General features: G+C 71.6%; 17 protein-coding genes. 6 read left to right on the forward strand and 11 right to left on the reverse strand.

The genetic code is table 11. The features are described from left to right. Positions 1–26 precede the first annotated feature (26 nt). Together AB0A63_RS09720 and AB0A63_RS09725 are read left to right on the forward strand one after the other, a co-directional pair. Positions 27–1,730, forward strand: a complete 1,704-nt coding sequence (locus AB0A63_RS09720; RefSeq protein ID WP_360387658.1) for a glycosyl hydrolase family 8 — start codon at positions 27–29, stop codon at positions 1,728–1,730. Positions 1,731–1,749: 19 nt separating this feature from the next. Beyond that, positions 1,750–2,076: a hypothetical protein gene (locus AB0A63_RS09725; RefSeq protein WP_360387661.1), complete on the forward strand. Its 327-nt coding sequence runs from the start codon at positions 1,750–1,752 to the stop codon at positions 2,074–2,076. A gap of 31 nt (positions 2,077–2,107) precedes the next feature. On the opposite strand, the gene AB0A63_RS09730 is transcribed toward AB0A63_RS09725, so the two are convergent. Further along, positions 2,108–3,175, reverse strand: coding sequence for a class I SAM-dependent methyltransferase (locus AB0A63_RS09730; RefSeq protein ID WP_360387663.1), 1,068 nt, complete (start codon positions 3,173–3,175; stop codon positions 2,108–2,110). A gap of 58 nt (positions 3,176–3,233) precedes the next feature. Between AB0A63_RS09730 and AB0A63_RS09735 the strand changes: the two genes are divergently transcribed. From AB0A63_RS09735 to AB0A63_RS09745, 3 genes are all read left to right on the forward strand, one after another. Continuing rightward, positions 3,234–4,118 carry a DUF5829 family protein gene (locus tag AB0A63_RS09735; RefSeq protein ID WP_360387665.1) on the forward strand — a complete coding sequence of 295 codons (885 nt, stop codon included), beginning with the start codon at positions 3,234–3,236 and terminating at the stop codon, positions 4,116–4,118. A gap of 110 nt (positions 4,119–4,228) precedes the next feature. Continuing rightward, positions 4,229–4,864, forward strand: a complete 636-nt coding sequence (locus AB0A63_RS09740; protein ID WP_360387668.1) for a VTT domain-containing protein — start codon at positions 4,229–4,231, stop codon at positions 4,862–4,864. 76 nt (positions 4,865–4,940) lie between these two features. Beyond that, positions 4,941–5,120 carry a hypothetical protein gene (locus AB0A63_RS09745; RefSeq protein ID WP_360387671.1) on the forward strand — a complete coding sequence of 60 codons (180 nt, stop codon included), beginning with the start codon at positions 4,941–4,943 and terminating at the stop codon, positions 5,118–5,120. Here AB0A63_RS09745 and AB0A63_RS09750 read toward each other — a convergent pair whose 3' ends face one another. Genes AB0A63_RS09750 through AB0A63_RS09760 form a run of 3 tightly spaced genes read right to left on the reverse strand, consistent with a single transcriptional unit; the run spans position 5,121 to position 9,474 of the window. Continuing rightward, positions 5,121–6,299, reverse strand: coding sequence for a cytochrome P450 (locus tag AB0A63_RS09750; protein ID WP_360387673.1), 1,179 nt, complete (start codon positions 6,297–6,299; stop codon positions 5,121–5,123). Continuing rightward, the gene (locus AB0A63_RS09755) at positions 6,296–7,981 is read right to left on the reverse strand and encodes an FAD-dependent monooxygenase (protein ID WP_360387676.1); all 1,686 of its coding nucleotides are present in this window, start codon (positions 7,979–7,981) and stop codon (positions 6,296–6,298) included. The genes AB0A63_RS09750 and AB0A63_RS09755 overlap by 4 nt, the downstream gene beginning before the upstream one ends. After that, entirely contained in the window at positions 7,978–9,474 is a 1,497-nt protein-coding gene (locus AB0A63_RS09760) for an NAD(P)/FAD-dependent oxidoreductase (RefSeq protein ID WP_360387679.1), read from the reverse strand. Before AB0A63_RS09760 ends, AB0A63_RS09755 begins: the two co-directional genes overlap by 4 nt. Before the next feature lie 166 nt (positions 9,475–9,640). Here AB0A63_RS09760 and AB0A63_RS09765 point away from each other — a divergent pair, with 166 nt between their 5' ends. Then, entirely contained in the window at positions 9,641–10,435 is a 795-nt protein-coding gene (locus tag AB0A63_RS09765) for an alpha/beta fold hydrolase (RefSeq protein ID WP_360387681.1), read from the forward strand. 42 nt (positions 10,436–10,477) lie between these two features. Here the strand turns inward: AB0A63_RS09765 and AB0A63_RS09770 are convergent, their stop codons facing one another. The 7 genes from AB0A63_RS09770 to AB0A63_RS09800 are packed head-to-tail and all read right to left on the reverse strand — an operon-like array spanning position 10,478 to position 19,752. Next, positions 10,478–10,960: a flavin reductase family protein gene (locus AB0A63_RS09770; RefSeq protein ID WP_360387684.1), complete on the reverse strand. Its 483-nt coding sequence runs from the start codon at positions 10,958–10,960 to the stop codon at positions 10,478–10,480. Next, positions 10,957–12,192 carry a cation:proton antiporter gene (locus AB0A63_RS09775; protein ID WP_360387686.1) on the reverse strand — a complete coding sequence of 412 codons (1,236 nt, stop codon included), beginning with the start codon at positions 12,190–12,192 and terminating at the stop codon, positions 10,957–10,959. Before AB0A63_RS09775 ends, AB0A63_RS09770 begins: the two co-directional genes overlap by 4 nt. A 5-nt stretch (positions 12,193–12,197) precedes the next feature. After that, positions 12,198–13,745, reverse strand: a complete 1,548-nt coding sequence (locus AB0A63_RS09780) for a tryptophan halogenase family protein (protein WP_360387689.1) — start codon at positions 13,743–13,745, stop codon at positions 12,198–12,200. A 25-nt stretch (positions 13,746–13,770) separates the two neighbouring features. After that, positions 13,771–14,781, reverse strand: coding sequence for a methyltransferase (locus AB0A63_RS09785; protein ID WP_360387691.1), 1,011 nt, complete (start codon positions 14,779–14,781; stop codon positions 13,771–13,773). Further along, a complete protein-coding gene (locus AB0A63_RS09790) occupies positions 14,778–16,016 on the reverse strand; it encodes an FAD-dependent oxidoreductase (protein ID WP_360387693.1) in 1,239 nt (412 codons plus the stop codon). Before AB0A63_RS09790 ends, AB0A63_RS09785 begins: the two co-directional genes overlap by 4 nt. Continuing rightward, positions 16,016–19,063, reverse strand: a complete 3,048-nt coding sequence (locus AB0A63_RS09795; RefSeq protein ID WP_360387696.1) for a ferritin-like domain-containing protein — start codon at positions 19,061–19,063, stop codon at positions 16,016–16,018. Before AB0A63_RS09795 ends, AB0A63_RS09790 begins: the two co-directional genes overlap by 1 nt. Further along, positions 19,060–19,752 (reverse strand): methyltransferase domain-containing protein, encoded by a 693-nt coding sequence (locus AB0A63_RS09800; protein ID WP_360387699.1) that lies wholly within the window; start codon positions 19,750–19,752, stop codon positions 19,060–19,062. The genes AB0A63_RS09795 and AB0A63_RS09800 overlap by 4 nt, the downstream gene beginning before the upstream one ends. Between the last annotated feature and the right edge of the window lie 128 nt (positions 19,753–19,880).

Consider the following 19,880-nt stretch of genomic DNA (forward strand, 5'->3'; position numbering starts at 1 on the left):
TTGTTAACCATTTGCTGGAGGCGGTCGTGGGCGGCAGGACGACGACGACAGTCGGGGCGGTCGGGCTCGTGCTCGGTCTCCTCATCACGGGGGTGACCAATGCGTCGGCGGCGGACCCGCTGGTCTCCCGCGGCAAGGCGGTGCTGGCCTCCTCGACCGAGGGGACCGGGTTCGAGGCGGCGAAGGCGGTCGACGGCAGCACGTCGACCCGCTGGGCGTCGGTGGAGGGGCACGACCCGGAGTGGTTGCGGGTCGACCTCGGCTCCACCCACGCCATCAGCCGGGTCAGGCTGAGCTGGGAGGCCGCGTACGCCAGGGCGTACCGCGTGCAGACCTCACCGGACGGCTCGGCGTGGAGCGACGTCTACTCGACGAGCTCCGGTGACGGCGGCACCGACGACCTGACCGTGTCCGGCTCCGGCCGGTACGTGCGGGTCTACGGCACGGCCCGCGGCACGGCGTACGGCTACTCGTTGTGGGAGCTGGAGGTCTACGGCAGCGCGGACGGCACCACCCCGCCGACGACACCGCCGACCACCACCACCACCACCACCACGTCACCGCCGTCGTCCGGGCTCGGCTACCCGTTCGGCAGCAGGCAGACCCCGTACGCGGCCGGGGTGCTGCGGCCCTCCGGCAGCACGTCGGCGCTGGACGCGAAGATCGTCGACTACTACCAGCGCTGGAAGTCGGCGTTCGTGAAGCAGAACTGCGGCAACGGCTGGTACCAGGTCATCTCGCCGGACGCGGCGTTCCCGTACGTGGCCGAGGCCCAGGGCTACGGCATGGTCATCACCGCGACCATGGCCGGCGCCGACCCGGACGCGAAGAAGATCTTCGACGGCCTGCTGAAGTACAAGCTCGCGCACCCGTCGGCCAACAACCCCGACCTGCTCGCGTCCGAACAGGACACCGCCTGCCGCAGCGTCAACGGCAGCGACAGCGCGACCGACGGCGACATGGACACCGCCTACGGCCTGCTGCTCGCCGACCGGCAGTGGGGCAGCGCGGGCACCTACAACTACCGGCAGATCGCGCTGAAGAACATCGGCGCCATCAAGAAGAGCCTGGTCAACCCGAACACGAACCTGCTGCTCATGGGCGACTGGTCCACCTCGGGCAACAGCAGGCAGTACTACGGTTCCCGGTCGTCGGACTGGATGAGCGACCACTTCCGGGCGTTCCGCAAGGCGACCGGTGACGCGGCGTGGGACACGATCCGCGCGAAGCACCAGGACCTGATCGCGAACCTGCAGGCCAACTACGCGGCGGGCACCGGTCTGCTGCCGGACTTCGTGCAGGACACGAACTCCACGGCCAAGCCCGCCGTCGGCGAGATGCTGGAGGAGGCGGCGACCGACGGCAAGTACTGGTACAACGCGTGCCGCGACCCGTGGCGCATCGGCGCGGACGCGGCGCTGACGGGTGACGCGAAGTCGCTGGCAGCGGCCCGCAAGCTCAACTCGTGGATCAAGGGCAAGACCGGTGGCGACCCCGGCAGGATCGCGATCGGCTACCAGCTCAACGGCACGCAGATCAACAGCGGCAGCGACGCGGCGTTCGTGGCGCCGTTCGCGGTCGCGGCCACCACGGACCCCGGCAGCCAGGCGTGGCTGGACGCGCTGTGGGCCAAGATGCTCGCCACGCCGATCAACACCGACACCTACTTCGGCGCGAGCATCCAGCTGCAGGTGATGATCACGGTGAGCGGCAACCACTGGATCCCGTGATCCGGGGTTCACTGTCCCGGTGGGGATCGCTAAGGCGCGCCGGATCGCGCTGAGGGCACATCGGGGACAGCTGACGGACGGCGGCGGGCTGTTCGTCGACCGGCTGGAGCGGCTCGCCAGGACCGTCGCCGAACGCGGCGGCGGAGGAGTGGCCCGGCAGGCGGTGTGGCTGCACGCCGTACCCGGCACCGGGGTGGACCTCACCCGCCAGGACCTGTCCTGGCGGGTGCTCCGGGTGGTGGAGGCGCTGCAACCGGAGCACCGGTGGGCCGCACCCGTGCCCGCCCGGACGCGGTGCTGGTGCACCAGGTGCTGCGGGCCGACCGGCGCTGGCACCCGCCGGTGAGCACGCCGAAGCGCGTGGCACCCGCCGTCGGTCAGCAGAGCGTCCGCAGGAACTCCGGACCGCCCTCTTCCGCGTTGAGTCCTTTCTCGACGAACGCGATGTTGTGGTGGAACGAGATCCCGCTGATGTTGCGCTGCACGTACCCGCCGTTCACCCGCGGGCCGGCCACCTCGGCCAGGTTCAGGCCGTCCACGAAGGACTTCAGCATCCCGATCGACGTGCCGGCGCCGCCGTCGGGAGCGCCGCCCCAGCTCGGCCAGTACGCGGTCTGCAGGTCCTCGACCACGTACAGCCCGCCGGCGCGCACGTGCGGGAACAGGGCGTGGAACGACGTCCGCACGTGGTCGTTGAGGTGGCTGCCGTCGTCGATCACCACGTCGAACGGGCCGAGCCGCGTGCCCAGCGCGTCGAGGAACGCCGCGTCGGACTGGTCGCCCTGCACGGTCGTGATCCGCGGGCCGGTCACACCGGGTTTCGCCGTGATGTCGAGGCCGTGGACCAGGCCGCGCCGGAAGTAGCGCTGCCACATCCGCAGCGAGGCACCGCCGCTGTCCGGGTCGTCGTAGCCGCCGATGCCGATCTCCAGCACCCGCACCGGTTCGGTGCGCAGGCGGGCGAAGTGGCGTTCGTAGTGCTGGGTGTACCAGTGCAGGTCGCCCCACTTGTCCGAGCCGAACCGCACGGCCAGCGCGCCGAGGTCCTCCTGCGGCGGTCGCAGCGCGGTGAGCACCGCCTCGACGGCCGCCGGGTAGTCGCGGCGGGCGCGGAACCACGCGCCCACGCCGCCCTCGTCGAGCCCGGCGGAGGGGGTGCTGACCGCGAGGCTCGGCCACCGCCGCTCGGTGCCGTAGAGGGTGCGGACGGCGTCGGCGAGGTCCAGGGAGACGACGAGGTCGGCGCCGGTGCGCAGGTGGCTCGTCGTGACGCCGTCGAAGTGCAGGTCCAGGCGGACGTCGTGCTCCACCTCGCCGATCTCGGCCAGCAGCGCCGCGGTGACCGCGTCCGGCCCGAGGCGGCGGAGGGTGTCGTCGAGCAGGTCACGTCCCGCGGTCGCGGCCTGGAGCAGCGGAGCGAGGACCGGCCAGCTGGCGTCCGGCAACTGTTCCCCCTTGGTTTGACTTGAGTCCGGGTCGAGCGGGTCTTCCTACGATCCCACCATGGGGATTCGGCGCACGGTATCCATGATCTTGGCCGCACTGCTCGCGGTGGTGTCCGGCGGGACCGCACAGGCGGGGGAGCAGCAGCTGCTCTTCTACAACCACGCGTGGGGCACCTACGACCGCGTCACGGCCGACGCGGTCGAGCACTCCTCCTACCTGAGGGCGTTCGCCGACTTCGAGGTCCGGACCACGACCGGCGCGGGCGGTGAGGTGTGGACCGGCCGCTACCTGCGCGGCCGCGAGACCTACCTGGAGATCTTCGGCGTCGGCGACGTCCCCGGCCAGGACGGCCTGCTCGGTTCGGCGGGCCTGGGCCTGTCGACCGAGCACGACGGCGACATCACGGCCGTGCGCTCCCGCCTGGCCGCCTCCGGTGTGCCGCCGTTCGAGTTCGTGCAGACCCGCGACTTCGGCGACCACGTGCCGGTGCCGTGGTTCGACGCGGTGCTCGGCTTCGAGCAGTACGACCGCTTCGGTGCGTGGGCGATGGAGTACCGCGACGAGTACTTCGCCGACCCGCGCGGCCAGACCCAGCCCGCCCGCTACCCCGGTGACGTCGGCCGCGAGCGCTACCTGCCGGACAACTACCGCGACCGCCTGATGCGCGACATCACGTTCGTCCGGCTCGCCGTCACCGAACGGGACTTCGCGAGCACCGTGCCGCTGCTGCGGGCAGGCGGGTTCAAGCTCAAGGCCGACGCCGGTGGCGTCACGGCGTTGCGCGGCGGCACCACCATGCGGTTCGACAAGGTGCGGATGGGCCAGACCGGGCTCAAGCGGATCGAGTTCGCGCTGAACCGCGGCGTCGCGCGGCACGAGGAGCGCATCGGCAACTCCACGCTGGTCGTGGGCCCGGGCAGGCACGCGGTCTGGACGTTCTGACACAGTTGGGCCATGTCGCCGGTCGGGCAGGAGCAGCTGGTCGCGCCGGCCAAGGCCGTGGTGGCCGGGCTGACCGACGAGGAGATCGGCACCGGGTGAGAAGAGCCTCCATGCGTGACGTGCGTGCCCTGGTGCTGGCGGTGCTGGTCGTCGCCCTCGTCGTCACCGCCGCGCTGGCCGACCTGCCCGACGTGGCCGAGCTGCGCACGTCGATGCGGGCGCTGGGCCCGTGGGCACCGCTCGCGTTCCTGGCGTTCGGGGCACTCGGCACGCCGCTGTTCTTCCCCAAACCCGTCCTGGCCACGGTGTCCGGGCTGCTGTTCGGGGTCGTCACCGGTGCGGCGCTGGCGGTCGTCGCGTTCACCGCGGGTGCCCTGATCTCCTTCTGGGCCGGTCGCCTGCTGGGACGCGAGGCGGTGGCGCGCAGGCTGGGCAGCGGGCGGTTGCGGGTGCTGGACGCGGTGTTCGCCACGAACGGGCTCGCGGCCACGGTCGTGCTGCGGCTGCTGCCCGTCGTGCCGTTCGCCGCGTCGAACTACGGCGCTGGCGTCACGGCGGTGCGGCCGGTGTCGTTCGGGCTGGGCACCGCGATCGGGCTGGTGCCCACGACGCTGGTGGCCGCGTTCCTCGGTGACGCCGTGCTCGACCTCGGCTCACCCCGGTCGGTCGCAGCCGGGGCGGCCTGGCTGGTGCTGGCGGCGGCCGGGGTGGTGTGGGGGCGCAGGTTGCTCCGGCAGCCGGGGTGAGGTGGAGCCTGCTCCACCCCGAACCCGGCAGCTGGCGGGATCCTCGCGGAACCCCCTGGTCACTAGCGTTTCCGGCATGACGAACACCCGAACGAACAACAGCGCGACCCGTGCCCTGCTCTGGACCGCACTCGTCTTCTTCCTGATCGGCAACGTGGGCTCGCAGGTCCTCGGCCTCGGCATCGCCGTCACCATCGCCTTCGGCGTGCTGACCCTGCTGGCCGGCGCCGCCCTGGTCGCCGGCCGCAGGAGGTGATCAGCCGCGCCGCGTCACGACCACGCGGTGCGGGCCGTGGAACACGATGTCGTGCGGGAACTCCACCTCGCCCGTGCTGAAGCCGCCCAGCGCGGGCAGGAGCAGGCCGAGGCCGATCTCCAGCTCGGCGCGGGCGAGGGTGGCGCCGAGGCAGTAGTGGATGCCGAGGCCGAAGCCGGTGTTGCGGCCGCCGGGGCGGTCGAACAGCAGCGAGTCGGGTGCGGTGAACCGTGCGGGGTCGCGGTTGGCCGCACCGAGCACCACCATCACCTTGGCGCCGGCGGGGATGGGGTAGCCCGCGACGACGGCGTCCTCGTGGGCCCAGCGGCCGACCGCCTGCACGGGCGGGTCGAACCGGACCAGCTCCTCGACGGCCGCCGGGGTCACGCCGCGGCGCAGCTCGGCCAGCGCGGCCGGGCGGGCGGCCAGTGCCAGCACGGACTTGGCCAGCACGTTGGTCGTCGTCTCGTGCCCGGCGGTCATCAGGTGCACGCAGGTGCCGACGATCTCGTCCGACGACAGCGGTTCGCCGCGCGTCTGGGCCGACACCATCAACGACACCAGGTCGTCGCCGGGGTCGGACCGGCGTTTCTCCACCAGTGTCAGGAAGTAGTCGCGCAGCTCCTGGGCGGCGCGGTCGGCGACGGCGTGCGCGTCCGGGTTGGCCGCCGCGCGGACGCTGCTGGCCTGCTGGAGGTCGACGGCCATCGCGCGCAGCCACCCCCAGTCCGCGCGCGGTACGCCGAGCAGCTCGGAGATCACCAGGATCGGCAGCGGGGCTGCGAACCGCTCCACCAGGTCGAACGTCATCGGCAGGCCGGCCAGGAGCTCTTCGGCGATGGCGGTGATCCGCGGCCGGAGGTTCGTGACGACCGAGGGCGAGAACTCCTTGGTCAGCACCGACCTCAGCTCGGTGTGCCGCGGCGGGTCGAGGAACACCAGCCAGTTCTCGACCATCGTGCGCAACGCCGACGACCGCGTCACCGGACTGCCACCGCCCGAGGGGGACCGGCGGCCGAACGCGGGGGAGGTCAGCACCTGCACGGCGGCGTCGTGGCCGAACACGTAGCAGGTGCCGTCCGCGAAGTGCACGGGTCCGGCGGCCAGGTACCGCGCGAACACCGGGAACGGGTCGCGCAGGTCGGCGTCCGACCAGTCCCGCAACGAGAACGGCTTCACCGCGCACCTCCGCGCACGACGTCCGCCACGGAACCGGCGTCCGCGGGCAGCTCGGTGCCGCGCCACGCCACGTGCCCGTCCGGCCGCACCAGGACGAACGGCCGCTCGTAGGCCTGCGCGATCTCCGGCTGGTCCAGCCGCACCGCGCTGAACGGGATTCCGCGCGACTCGAACGCCGCCGTGAACTCGCCGAGCCGGTCGGAGTCCGCGAAGTGCACGAGCACGAACCCGTCCCCGAACAGGTCCAATGTGGACATCGACTCCTTCACCCACGCGTGCGGTGCGCGGGAACCCGGCCGGGTGTTGGGCCTGCGGTCCTCGACGTTCTCGGCCGTGGGGTCGTCGATCACGAGCGGTGACCCGGCGTAGGTGAAGCCGAGGTGGATCTCCGGCGCGTCGAACTCGCGCGCCACACCGCCGCGCTGAAGGCCCTCGCTGATCTTCGCCCGCATCGCCGCGCCCTGCGGGGTGTCGTCGTTCAGGAAGGGCGGGACCTCGCGCCGCATCGCCCGTTCCAGGTTGCGGTTGGCCTCCTCCAGTCCCTCGAACGCCACGGGCTGACGTTCCAGCGCGTAGCTGTCGAGCAGGCCCGGTCCGGCCCAGCCGCGCAGTTCCGCTGCGAGCTTCCAGCCGAGGTCTGCGGCACCGCAGATGCCGGTGTTCATGCCGAAACCGCCCGACGGCGACAGCGTGTGCGCCGAGTCGCCGACGAGGAAGACGCGCCCGGAGCGGAAGTTCTCCGCCACCCGGTGCACGAGGTGCCATTCGTTGTCGGACAACACCTCCACCGGCGTGTCGAACGCGATCGCCGTGCGCACCAGCGTCTCGGCGTCCTGCGTCGACTCCGGCGACCCCTGCAGGCCGACGGTCAGCCGGTACAGCCCGCGCCCGTCCAGCGCGCGGACCGGGAACCGCAGCGCCGAGGAGATCATCAGGTAGTAGAAGTTCGCGACCGCGGACCCCAGCCGCTCACGCAGTTCCGGCGCCTGGAACAGGATGTTGCGGAACACGAGCGTGTCGTGCACCGGCGGGGCGGCGATCCCGAGCTGCTTGCGGATCGGCGAGCTCGCGCCGTCGCACGCGATCAGGTACCGCGACCGCACCGACGTGCCGTCGCTCAGCACCGCGAGGACACCGGTCGAGTCCTGGGTGAACGACTCCAGCCGCGTGCTCATCCGCACCGGCCCGTCCGGGTGCACGCCGACCGCCTTGCGCAGCAACGGACCGAGCCAGTGCTGCGGGCAGATCGCGTCCGGTTCCGGGGTGTGCCGGAAGTCGGGGCGGGTGCCCATCGTGTGGCGGTCCAGCCGGAACAGCTCGTGGCCGCCGATGCGGGTGGTCCACACGCAGTCCAGCGGGTGGTCCTCCGGCCAGCCCGAGTGGCGGATGTCGTCGGCGATGCCCCAGCGGCGGAAGAACTCCATGGACCGCGGCCCGATGCTGGAGACCTTGGGGTGGCTGACACTGCCGTCACCGGCCTCCACGAGGACGAAGTCCACGCCGCGGGACCGCAGCTCCAGCGCGGTGGCCATGCCGGTCGGACCGCCGCCGACGATGACGACCTCGGTGTCGAGCACGGTGTTCTCCTCGATGTTCGTGCTGTGGCTCATGCCGTGGTGCGCGCCGCGGTTCGTGCCGTCGTTCATGCCGCGGTTCGCGTCGTGGCTCGTGCCGTCGTTCATGCCGCACCACCGCGCATGCGGCGGTAGCCGGACGCCGCCAGCGGGCGTTCGAGCGGGGTGGCCGCGTGGATCTCCTGCGCCGCGGCCAGACCGGACTCGATCGCGCCCTCGATCCAGGCCGGGTAGGTGGAGCAGTGCTCACCGGCGAAGAACAGCGTGCCCTGCGGTGCGGCCGCCAGCGCCCGTTCCTCCTCGGAGGTCGCGACGTCCTTGCTCCACCGCACCGACGCGGCGCCCATGCTGGAGAAGTCCTCGCCCCACGCCTGGGTCACCACGTCGAGCACCATCCCCGGCGCCTTGAGCTCGGGGTGGATGCGGCTCAGCTCGTCCAGCACCACGCGTTCGCGTTGCTGTGCGGGCAGTTGCCCCAGCGCGTCCGCGTCCGGGCCGATGGTGTAGCTGGCGAGCAGGGCCGCGCCGAGCCGCGGGTCGCTCTCGACCGGCGGGTAGTAGGTCTGGCGGACCAGGCCGCCGGTGAACGAGCCGCCGCCGCTGATGCCGTCGCTCTCCCAGAACGGTTCCCGGCAGTGCACGGCGACCTTGGTGGCCGGCCAGTACTGCATGTCGTGCACGGTCGCGAGCTTGTCGTCGTCGAGCCCGCTCAGCCGCATCCGCCGCACCACCGAGAACGGCACGGTGCACAGCACGTAGTCGCACTGGCTCGCGACGACGTCGAGGCCGCGCCGGGTCTCCACGACCACGCCGTCCGGGCGCACGTGCAGGCCGACCACCTCGCGGCCGCGGTGCACCGGGCCGCGCAGGCGTTCGGCCAGCCGCACGGGGATCTGATCCATGCCGCCCTCCAGCCGGAACAGCGCGGAGGACGTCTCGACGGTGATGTCGTCGAAGAAGTGCGCGAGCCGGCTGCGCGCGGCGAACTTCGGGTTGCCCGCGAAGAACCGGTTGACGTCGACCCGCTCCACCCCGCCGGTGCTCGCGAGGAACGGCCGCACGTCGATGCCGTCGAGCAGGTCCAGCAGCTCGAGGTTCAGGTCGCTGTGCACGGTGGTGCGGAACGCGCCGGGCGCGACGGCGTTGACGCTGGCAGTCAGCCAGGCCGCCGCGAGCACGGACTCCTCCCGGTACTCGCCGGGCGGCAGGCCCTCGCGGAACTCCTCGACCAGCACCTTCGTGGCCTCGCGCACCCGGAAGTGCCCGGAGCGGGTCTCCAGGTAGCTGGCGTCGTCGGAGAACAGCGTGCGGAACTGCCGCACCCGGTCGCTCAGCCCGAGCAGGTCGATCCACTGCATGGTCCGGTGGTGCGAGGCGGGGATGCGCATGGCACCCAGCTCGGCGAGCGGGCCCCTGCCGACGAACCCGTGCGTGCGCACCCGGCCGCCGACCGCGAGCCGTGCCTCCAGGACCTGGACGCTGTGGCCCAGCCGCTCCAGCTCGTGCGCCGCGACCAGGCCGGCGACCCCCGCGCCGAGCACGGTGACGCGCTTGGGCCGCTGCTGCCAGTGGGGTACGCCCGACAGTACGTTCGTGTGCACCGGACTCATGGCTGAATCGTCGCGCTCCCGCGGACGGCCCCACATCCCCCAGCGCACCCCGGCCTCACCCGTTCATACCGCACGACACAACGGTTTCCGCGGTCACGGGCGCGCGGTGCTCCGTCCACCGCCGACACTGGGGCAAACTCTCGTGAGGAGGCCTGGCATGCCAGTGCGCACCGCTGATCTCGACCAGCGCACGACCACTGTGCGCGGACACGACGGCCTGCGGTTGGCCGCGACCACCGTCCTGCCCGCCGGAGAGCTGCGGTGCACGGCCCTGCTGCTGCACGGCGAGGGCTCCGACCGCGACCAGGGCGGGTTCTACCTGCGGCTCGCCACCGAACTGGCCCAGCTCGGCGTCGCCACCCTGCGCGTCGACCTGCCCGGCCACGGCGCCAGCGAGGGCACCCAGCAGGAGCTCAGCCTGTCCGGTCTGCTCAACGTCATCAGCGCCGCGCTGGCACACCTGCGCGACCACGTGGGTGCGGGTCCGGCCGCGCTCGTCGCGACCGGCCTGACCGGCGGTGTCGCCGCCGGGTACGCCGCACGGCGCGGTGACGAGGTCGCGAAGGTCGTGCTGTACAACCCGCTCATCGACTACCAGGAGCACTTCGCCGACGCCCACCCCGCGTGGTCGCGCGGTTTCCTGGGCGAGGAGGCGGCACGCGCGCTGCTCGCCGACGGGCACCTGCGGGTCTCCGACACGTTCGTCGTCGGCAGGGCGATGCTGAACGAGGTCTTCTGGTTGCAGCCGCGCGGCGTGCTGCCGGTGGTCACCGCCCCGACCCTCGTCGTGCACGGCACCGGCCCGACCGCGGTGCCGGTGTCCTCGTCGCGCACCGCGGTGGAGGCGCTCACCTGCCCGAGCCGGCTGGTCGAGATCAGCCCGCCGGTCGACGCGCACTGGCAGGCCCCGGCGATCCGGGTGACCGCGGAGTGGCTGCTCGGCTCGCACTGACGCACGACGAGGAAGGGCCCCTGCCGCGGCAGGGGCCCTTCCTCACGCCATCTGCGGCCAGGAGGCGTACTGCCGCAGGCCGTAGAGCAGTGGCTGCGCGGCCGACCGGTGCACGACCCGCGCCACCCTGCCGAACACCACCACGTGCGTGCCGGTGCGGTGCATGTGGTCGACCTCGCAGTCCGCCGCGGCGTGCGCGTCGTCGACCAGGTGCGGCCCGCCGACGGACTCCGGGCGTTCCCAGGAGATCCGCTCGAACCGCGACGGGTCGCCCGACGAGAACAGCTCCGCGGCCGGCCTGGCACCGTCGTGCAGCAGGTTCACGCTGAAGGAACCGTTGTGCACCAACGCGTCCAGCGTCGGGCTGAGGTACCGCAGGCACACCAGCAACGTCGGCGGGTCCAGCGACACGCTCGACAACGACGACACCGTCATGCCCCACGGCGTGCCGTCCCGGTCGAAGGCGGTCACCACCGCGACACCGGTCGGGAACGCCGCCATCAGCGAGCGGAACTGGGTGCTCACAACGGGACCTCCTCTCGGGCCGCGCCGACCCGCCGGGTGACGAGGTCGAGCAGCGGGCCGGTGAGCGCGGTGGTCACCAGCGCCATCACCAGCAGGGCGACGAACAGGCCGGGCGTGAGCAGGCCGGCGGTGAAACCGACCTGCAGCACCACGATCTCGGTCAGCCCGCGGGTGTTCACCAGCACGCCCACCCGCAGAGCGGTGACCCGGTCCTCGCCGCCCCAGCGCGCACCGGCGTACCCGCCGCCGACCTTGCCCGCGACGCCGAGCACGACCGCCAGCACCACGCCGACCCACGGGAACGCGGAGACCCCGCTGGTGGACAGCGTCGCGCCGGCCACCACGAAGAACACCGGCACGAACGCCCGGCCCACGCCGCTGACCAGCGTGACGACCCGCGACCACGCCTCGGTCCCCGGCACCGTGAGACCGACGAGGAACGCGCCGAAGATGGCCGTGAGACCGAGCGAGTGCACCGCCGTTCCCGCACCGAGCGCCACGACGGCGAGGACGAGCGCGGTCGTGCGCGGCCGTGCGGCGGCGAACGCCTCGGCCGGTGCCGAGCCGAGCGCCCGGTGCCCGGCCCACGCGACGAGGCCGCCGGCGGCGATGGTCGCGAACGCGAGCCACACGCCGCCGAGACCACCGGCGGCGAGCCCGAGCGCGACGGTCAGCAGCAACCACGCCGGCGTGTCGATCAGCACCGACGCCATCATCGACAGCGCCGAGGCACGCCCCAGGTCCGAGCGCTCCTCCAGGATGCGCGCCAGCACCGGCACCGCGGTCACGGACATGGCGACCGCGAGCATGATCACCAGCGCGGTGGCCGGTGCGGTGCCGCGCACGTCCGCTGGTGCCAGCCAGACCGCCCAGGCGGCGAAGACGAGACCGGTCAGCAGCGGCACCGCGAACGCACCGAGGCTGATCCGGCCCAGCGCCCGGCCGCGCCACCCGCCCGCACCCCGGTCGAGGTGGTGCACGACGCCGACGAGGAACAGCACCAGCCCCGCCTCACCGACCTGCTTCAGCGGACCGGTGACGGCCGCGGGCAGCACGGCGGTGAACACGCCCCTGCCGAACGCGGCCAGCAGCACCGGTCCGAGCAGGATGCTCAGCGCGATCTCCCCGACCACGGTGGGCATCCGCAGCAGCCGCGCGAGGCGTCGGCCCAGCCACGCGACCGCGAACACCGCGGCCAGCAGCACGAGCAGGTAGATCCCGTTCTGCACCACCGCCGTCACCTCGCCTGGTGCAGCTGCGCGAAGTACTCGTACTGCGTGGGCAACGTCCGTGCGAGCTCCGCGGCCTGTTCCGCGACGAGCTTGAGCTCGTGCTGGGCCGACGACGGGTCCATCAGGCCCAGCGCGGGGGAGGACTTCAGCGGAAGCCCGCCCAGGCCGAGCAGCATGCACACGTAGGAGTAGGACTCGAACCCGTGGTAGTGCGGGAACACGGACTCGTTGTCCGGCAACCGGGTCTGCCAGCGCTCCAGCCGCTCGGCCAGCCCGTCGGGCAGCGGCCGGGTCTTGGTGTCCTTCCAGTACTGGTTGTCCTGGCGCTTGGCGGCGTAGTAGTGCACGACGAGGAACTCGCGCACGCCGTCCATCACGTTGTTGACCAGCCTGTTGTAGGCGGTGCGCAGGCCGTCGTCCCAGCGCGCGTCCGGGAAGTGCTTCACCAGCTGCTCGATGCCGTGCTGGATGAAGAAGATGCCGGTGGACTCCAGCGGCTCGACGAACCCGCTGGACAGCCCGATCGCGACGCAGTTGTTCACCCAGTGGCGGCGGCTGCGGCCGATGCGCATCCTGATGTGGTTGGCCTCGGCGTCCTGCGCGGCCGGGCCGACGAACGCGCGCAGCGTCCGCTCGGCCTCCTCGGGCGTGGTGTAGTCGCTGGCGTAGACGTAACCCGTGCCGATGCGGTCGAACAGCGGGATCGTCCAGATCCAGCCCGCCTCCTGCGCGGTGGCCGTCGTGCACGGCCGCAGCCCGCGGTTCTCCATGTCCTGCGGCACGCGCAACGCGACCGCGCTGTCGTTGGGCAGCGAGGACTGGTAGGACTCGAACGGCTCCTGCAACGCCTTGCCCAGCAACAGGCTGCGGAAACCGGTGCAGTCGATGAACAGGTCGCCGGTGAGGTTCCCGTTGTCCCTGGTGACGACGTGGCTGATCCAGCCGCGGTCGTCCAGCGCCACGTCCTGCACGTCGTCCAGCACGTGCTTCACACCCCGCGCGACCGCGTAGTCGCGCAGGTAGTTCGCGACCAGCGTGGCGTCGAAGTGGTAGGCGTACGGGAACTGCGTGGTCTGCTCGGCGAGGGTCGTGCGGTACGTGCTGCGCTCGCCCAGGCCGCCCTCGAACAGCTCGCCGTCGAGGTGCCGCGGCGACTTCAGGTCGTCGCACAGCGTGCCGACCAGGAAGCAGTCCTTGTCGAAGCGGTCCGACTTCCGCTCGCGCAGCCACCAGTCCGTCAGCGGGAAGCCGTCGACGACGCGCTGCCGCTCGAACGGGTGGTAGAAGTGGTGTCCGGGCTCACGCCAGTTCTCGAACCGGATGGCGAGCTTGTAGGTCGCGTTGCACGCGGGCATCCACTCCTTCTCCTCCAGGCCGAGGTACTCGAAGAAGTGCCGGACCGTGCTGAACGTCGCCTCGCCCACGCCGATCGAGCCGACGCGGGCCGACTCGACGAGCGTGACGTCGACCCGGTCGCCGAAGGCGGCCGTGAGGTAGGAGGCGGTCATCCAGCCGGCCGTGCCGCCGCCGACGACAACTACGTTCTTCAACATCTTCGGTCAGTCCTCCGGTTCGTGGTTACTGGGCGACGGCGTGGATCAGGCTCTGCGGTGACGAGGTCGGCGTGACCTCGACCCGGCGCAGGCCCGACCGCCGCAGCAACGCGTCGTAGTGGTCGAGGTCGCGCTCGCGGCCGGAGTTGACGGCGAGCATCCCGAGGTCGAGCAGCGGGGCGAAGCCCGGTTCGCCCATCGGCCCGAGCGGCATCTCGACGACGACCACCCGGCCGCCGGGGCGCAACGCCCTGCGGCAGTTGGTGAGGATCTCGACGCACGCGTCGTCGTCCCAGTTGTGCAGGACGGCCTTGAGCAGGAACAGGTCGCCCTCCGGGACGGCGTCGAAGAACGAGCCGCCGGCGAACGTGCAGCGGTCGGCGAGACCGGCCTTCTCCGCCTCGGCCACCGCGGTCGGCTCCACCGTCGGCAGGTCGAAGACGACGCCCCGCAGCTCCGGGTTCGCCCTCAGCAGCGGGTGCAGCAACGCGCCGTTCGCGCCGCCGACGTCGACCGCAGTAGTGAGACCGGTGGTGTCGAGCAGGTCGCCGATCTCCCGCGACAGCCCGTCGGTCAGCTCGGACATGGAGCTGGAGAACCGTTCCCACTCCCGCGGGTTCGCCTGGAAGTAGGTCCAGATGTCACTGCCCAGCGCGGCACCGGTCTGCGGCTCGCCGGCGCGCACGGCGTCCGGGAACCGGCCCCAGGACAGCCAGTGCCCCGGTGAGCCGTGCACGATCGCGATGTCGCGGAACGACCCCGGCGCCCCTTCGCGCAGCGTCTCCAGCAACGGGGTGCTGAGGAACTTGCCGCTGTCGTAGGTCACGAGCCCCTGCGCCGCGCAGGCGCGCAGCAACCTGGTGGTCGTGCCCGCGTCGACGCCGATCAGCTCCGCGATCTCCGCGCCGGTCAGCGGACCGTCGGCGAGGTGGTCGGCGAGCTTGAGGTCGGCGACGGCGTGCACGATCTGGGTGACCCAGTACCCGGTGATCATCTGCATCATCCGTGCCTGCGGTGGCATTCCCGGTGCGGTCATCGGGCGGTCTCCTCCGGCGCTGCGGCTTGGGTGCGAACGTGTTCTGGCCGGAATCCGAGCCCGATGACGCGGCTCATCAGCCATTGGGCGACGCCGAGCTTCTCGAAGACCTTCGGGGCGGGCGGCTGGCCCGACCCGTCGAGCGCCTCGTCGATGCCGAACTTCTGGGTGGCGCGCTGCAGTCCCTGCGACAACGCGACGGCGCGTTTGCGTCGTTTGCGCACCCGCGCGAGCAGCCCGTCGTCGAAGGGCTCTCCGTTCTGCTTGCGCAGCAACGCCTCCGTGAGGATGTTGGCGGTGGCGACCGCGTCCTGCACGGCGAGGTTCACGCCGAAGCCCGCGACCGGGGACATGGCGTGCGCGGCGTCGCCGATGAACAGCAGACCGGGCTCGTGCCAGCGCTCCAGCCGGTCGATCCGCGCCTCCAGCGGGCTCAGCTGGTCCAGGGAGGACACCTCGTGCGCCCGGTCGGCGAGGAACGGCACCAGCTCGGCGAGGTCCGCGCGGAACTTGTCGAGGCCTTCGCGGCGCACCTTGTCCATGCCGCCGGTGGACGTCTCGTAGGACATCTGCCAGTAGGTGCGGCGGTCGGTGGCGCCGAAGATCTTGCCGTTGCCGATCCGCACGCAGATGCCCTCGTCCGGATCGGTGTCCCTGCGGGAGATCCGGAAGAAGATGACGTCGAGCGAGCGGCCGATCAGCGTGGGCTCGAACCCCGCGTCCCGCCTGATCACCGAGTGCCGCCCGTCGGCCGCGACCACGAGCGTCGAACGGATCTCCCGCTCGCCCTCGGGGCCGCGCACGCGCAGGCCCGCCACCCGGCCGTCGCACCGCACCACGCCCAGCGCCTCGGTCTTCATCAGCAACCGGAACCCCGGGTACCGCTTGGCCTCGGCGGTGATGAGGTCCAGGAAGTCCCACTGCGGCACGAAGGCCATGTACGGGTAGGGGACCCGGAGCCGGCGGAAGTCGGCGATGTCGATCCGCTTGCCGTCCTGCACCACGCCGATCGTGCTGACCTTCTGGTGCGGCAGCTCGTGGAACCTCTCGATCAAGCCGAGCTCGTCGAGGATCTGCAACGTGGCGGGGTGCACGGTGTCACCGCGGAAGTCACGGTGGAAGTCGGCGTGCTTCTCCAGCACCACGACGTCCACACCGGACCGGGCGAGCAGCAGCCCGAGCACGGCACCGGCCGGGCCTCCGCCCGCGATGCACACGGTCGTCGTCTCGGCCATCACAGGTCCTTCAGGTCCATGGTGCGCAACGAGTCGCCGATGAAGGCGAGCAGGTCGGCGACGGTCGGGGTGAGGCCGAAGCCGACGCACTTGCGGGCGAGGTCGGCCACCTCGTGGAACTCGCGGGCCATCCACTCGACAGCGACGTCGGGCCGGGAGATGTACTCCGGGGTGGAGTCGAGCTCGAACGACGGTCCCGCGGTGCGGCCGGGCCGCCCGGACGGCAGCGTGACGACCAGCTCGCCCAGCGGCCGCAGCACACCGGTCATGATGTCCAGCGACCAGTTCATCAGCCGCGAGCGGCGCAGCGACTTGTCCGGGCTGTAGCCGAAGTGCTGCACCATCAGCTGCATCGCGAGGAAGTACGACCGGTTGAACGCCTTCACCGCGATGCGGGCCGGCTCGTGGGTGATGTGGTCCATCGCCGGGTTGCCGGGCTTCAGCGTGGGGTTGCGCATCACCGGGTAGGCCGGGTTCCACGGGATCTTGCGGCCGTTGGGGCCCTTCGCGCGTTCCGCGATCAGCAGCTCCGAGATCCGCAGGAACGTGTCGAAGTGCGACTCCTCCTCCGGCAGCGTCGAGGGGATGTGCCCGCCCTCGCCGTGCTCGGTGACGAAGTCGATGGCGAACACGGCGCTCGCGACGTCGTCGACCTCCAGCTGGTAGTCCGGGTGCACCGCGTTGACCGACTCGCGCATGAACAGGTGGTGCGCACCGCCGCCGCGGCCCTTCTTCACCAGGAACACACCGGGAACGGCCTGGACGCCCTCGCGGATCGCCGCGTACAGCTCGCTCAGCGACCCGTACTGGTAGGGCTCGCCGTCCGCGCGCAGGACCGCGGAGTCGTTGCCCTCGATGTCGTCGATCAGGTCGTGCGGCTGTTCCAGTGCCACGAACCGCTGCACGCTCGCGAGGTTCAACGGCTCCAGCGAGAACTCCAGCGGCACGCACACCTGGCTGTTGAACGTGCCGAAGTCGAGCTTGGGCAGGTGGAACGGCCGGCCCATCGCCATCAGGATGTTGTTGATCGCGAGGAAGTGCATCATCTCCTCGCGGGCGACGGACATCAGGCTGCCGCGGATGCCGTTGTTCCACGTCTCGGTGCCCTCGCCGCACGCGGTGAGCAGGTGCTCCTCGGTCCACTCACCGCGTTCGACCAGCTTCCGGCCGGCACCGTGCGTGGGCACGCTGTAGGCCGCGTAGAGGTACTGGACCATGGTGGCCAGCTCGATCGCCGCGGCTTGGTGGAGCGCGTGCAGCAGCTGGTCCTTGGTCGTGATGGTGCCGAGCTTGCGCTGCTGGGGGACGAAGGTCGGCGGTGTCTGCCGCCGGTCGTCGTCGGCGAGCAGGTAGCGCAGCATCAGGCGGATCTGCGGCGCGCTCATGTCCCGCGTCGGCGGCATGTAGAACGTCTTGCCCTTGTGCTCGGGCGCGGACACGTGCCAGATCAGCCGGGCGTAGGGCTCGACCTTGAACTCGTCGGCGAGGCTCAGCACCTCCGAGCGCATGAACGAGTACTGCAGCTCGTAGTAGGCGAGCGCCTCCCGGTACAGCGTGGGGAAGGTGATCTCCTCGTCGGGCAGGTCGTCGAGGTGCCAGTGGTCCGGCAGCACCCGCACGGCCACGGACCCGACCGCCGACCAGTAGCCCTGCTCGTCGTTGTTGTCGTAGCGCTCGGCCGCCGTGGTGCCGCGCGGTTCCGGCGTGGTCTCCGGGCGCAGCAGCACCCTCGTCGCACCGCCGCGCACGCCCTTGAGCGTGATGGTGCCGCGACCGTGCTCGTCGGTCGAGAGCACCAGGTCGGGCCGGTACTCGGACTGGCCGACCGGCAGGAACGCGACGAGCTGCGCGGTGTCGCGGTCCTGCGCCAACGGCAGCGCGGCCGGGTTGACGTGCTGCTCGACGTGGATGCGGTCGACGCGGGCCGGTGCGCCGCGCACGTAGGAGCGGACCGGGATCTCGACCGCGTGGTCCTCGCCGGTCCCGGTGTTCTCGTGCTCCAGGAACAGCGCGGCCTCGTCGGACTCGACGACGACCTCCTCCTCGCGGGACAGGACGGTGCCGTCGGGCGCGGTGAGCACGAGCGGTTCGGCCGGGTCGCCGGTGCCACCGTCCACCCTGGACACCACGACCACGCCGGACGTGCGCGCGTCCTCGGCGGGGGGAATCGTGGCGAGCAGCGTGCCCGACGCCGTGCGCACCTCCAGGCCGGTCCGCGACCACGCGGTGACCAGGTTCGCGGTGACGTGCGATTCGGTGAGGTGCACGGAGGCGTTGGGCAGCGCGGACCCGGTGGTGCGCGCGGTGAGCAGCCGCCCGGCGGGGGAGGTGCGCAGCTCGTGGCGGCGCCAGGGCGCGATCGTCCCGCGCAGCCGCCAGACGTCCGGCTGGCCCACGCCGGTGGGTTTCATGTCGGTGATCGAGAACTGCACCACGAGGCCGTCGGCGTCGTCCTCGGCCACCGCGCGCAACCGGGCGAGCGCGGGGGAGTCCGCTGCGCCGTCGAGCCAGTGCAGGCCCTCGGTCTTGTCCACCACGAACTGGTGCAGCACGGTGTGGAACTGGTTCCAGCGCGGCGGGCACAGGCCGTTCACGTCACCGGTCACCAGGTACGGGACGTCGTGCGAGCGCCCCGACCGGCCGAGTGCGAGCTGGCCGACCATCAGCGTGGTGGTCCAGTTGGAGGCGGGGTCGACGTCGAAGACCCGCGAGCGGTTCGCCGTGCCCGCCGTGTAGTCGCAGAAGTGGCCCCAGAAGTCGAGCTGCCGGCCGACGACGAGGTCGTCCGCGCCCACCTCACCGGCGGCCAGCTCCGTGCCGACGACCTCCGCGTCGACCCAGAAGTGGCCGTTGCCCTCGAAGTTGTGGCCCTTCGACTCGCCCAGGAAGTCGTAGTAGTCCTGCACCGGGCGGTCGGTGTCGAACACGCCGTCGGCGTCGATGGCCCGGTTGCTCTCCAGGTCCAGCCACCCCGCGCGCGGCCCGGTGGGCAGGCGGGTGACGGCGGAGCCCGCGAAGTGCAGGCGGGGCAGGTCGAAGACGCTCATGCGTTGTCCCAGACGACCGCGCTCATCGTCGGGATGAGGTCCTTCGTGATCCGCACGCCGGGCAGCGCCTTCTCGTACTGCAGGCGGAACTCCGTGTCCGTGAGCGGCATCGCGGCGGCGCTCATCTCCAGCCAGCGCGGGTGCAGCATCATCCGCACCGAGTCGCACGCGGCGTCGACGTCACCGGACACGTCGTAGATGATCTTGCCGGTCTCGAACGCGTAGGCGCTCTGCTCGCTCGGCGCCGCGGCACCGTCGGGCTGGGTCACGTCGACCACCACGAGCCGGCCGCCGGGGGCGACGAGGGCGCGCAGCACGGGCAGCACCTCGTCGGCGGGTCCCATGTGGAACACCGCGTTGACCGACATCACCAGGTCGAACTGCCCGTCGCGCTCGGGCGTGAGGTCGACGGCGTTGCGGCACTCGTAGCGCACCGGCACCCGCGTCCGCTTGGTGGCGGCGATGTCGAGCATCTTCTGCGACAAGTCGACGCCGACCACCTCGTCGTACCGGCTCGCGAGCAGGCCGCAGTTGTTGCCGCTGCCGCACCCGGCGTCGAGCGCGCGGCGACCTCCCGGCAGCTGCTCGACGAGCCACGACCGCACCGGGCTCGTGGCGGCGTCACGGATCACCGTGAACCGCTCGTAGAGCTCGGCCAGGTCATCAAAGTACGCTTCCGGGGCGCTCATTGAGGTTCCTCGACTTCCGGCGGTCCACGACGTGACGGCCTCCACCATCGGACGTCGGGCGGTCCGCTGATAAGGACCTGCCGGAGAACCTGCGCGCTCGCGCAGGGTGGCCCCCCGATCCCGTTCCA

Source organism: Lentzea sp. NPDC042327, assembly GCF_040647275.1.
Classification (GTDB): domain Bacteria; phylum Actinomycetota; class Actinomycetes; order Mycobacteriales; family Pseudonocardiaceae; genus Lentzea.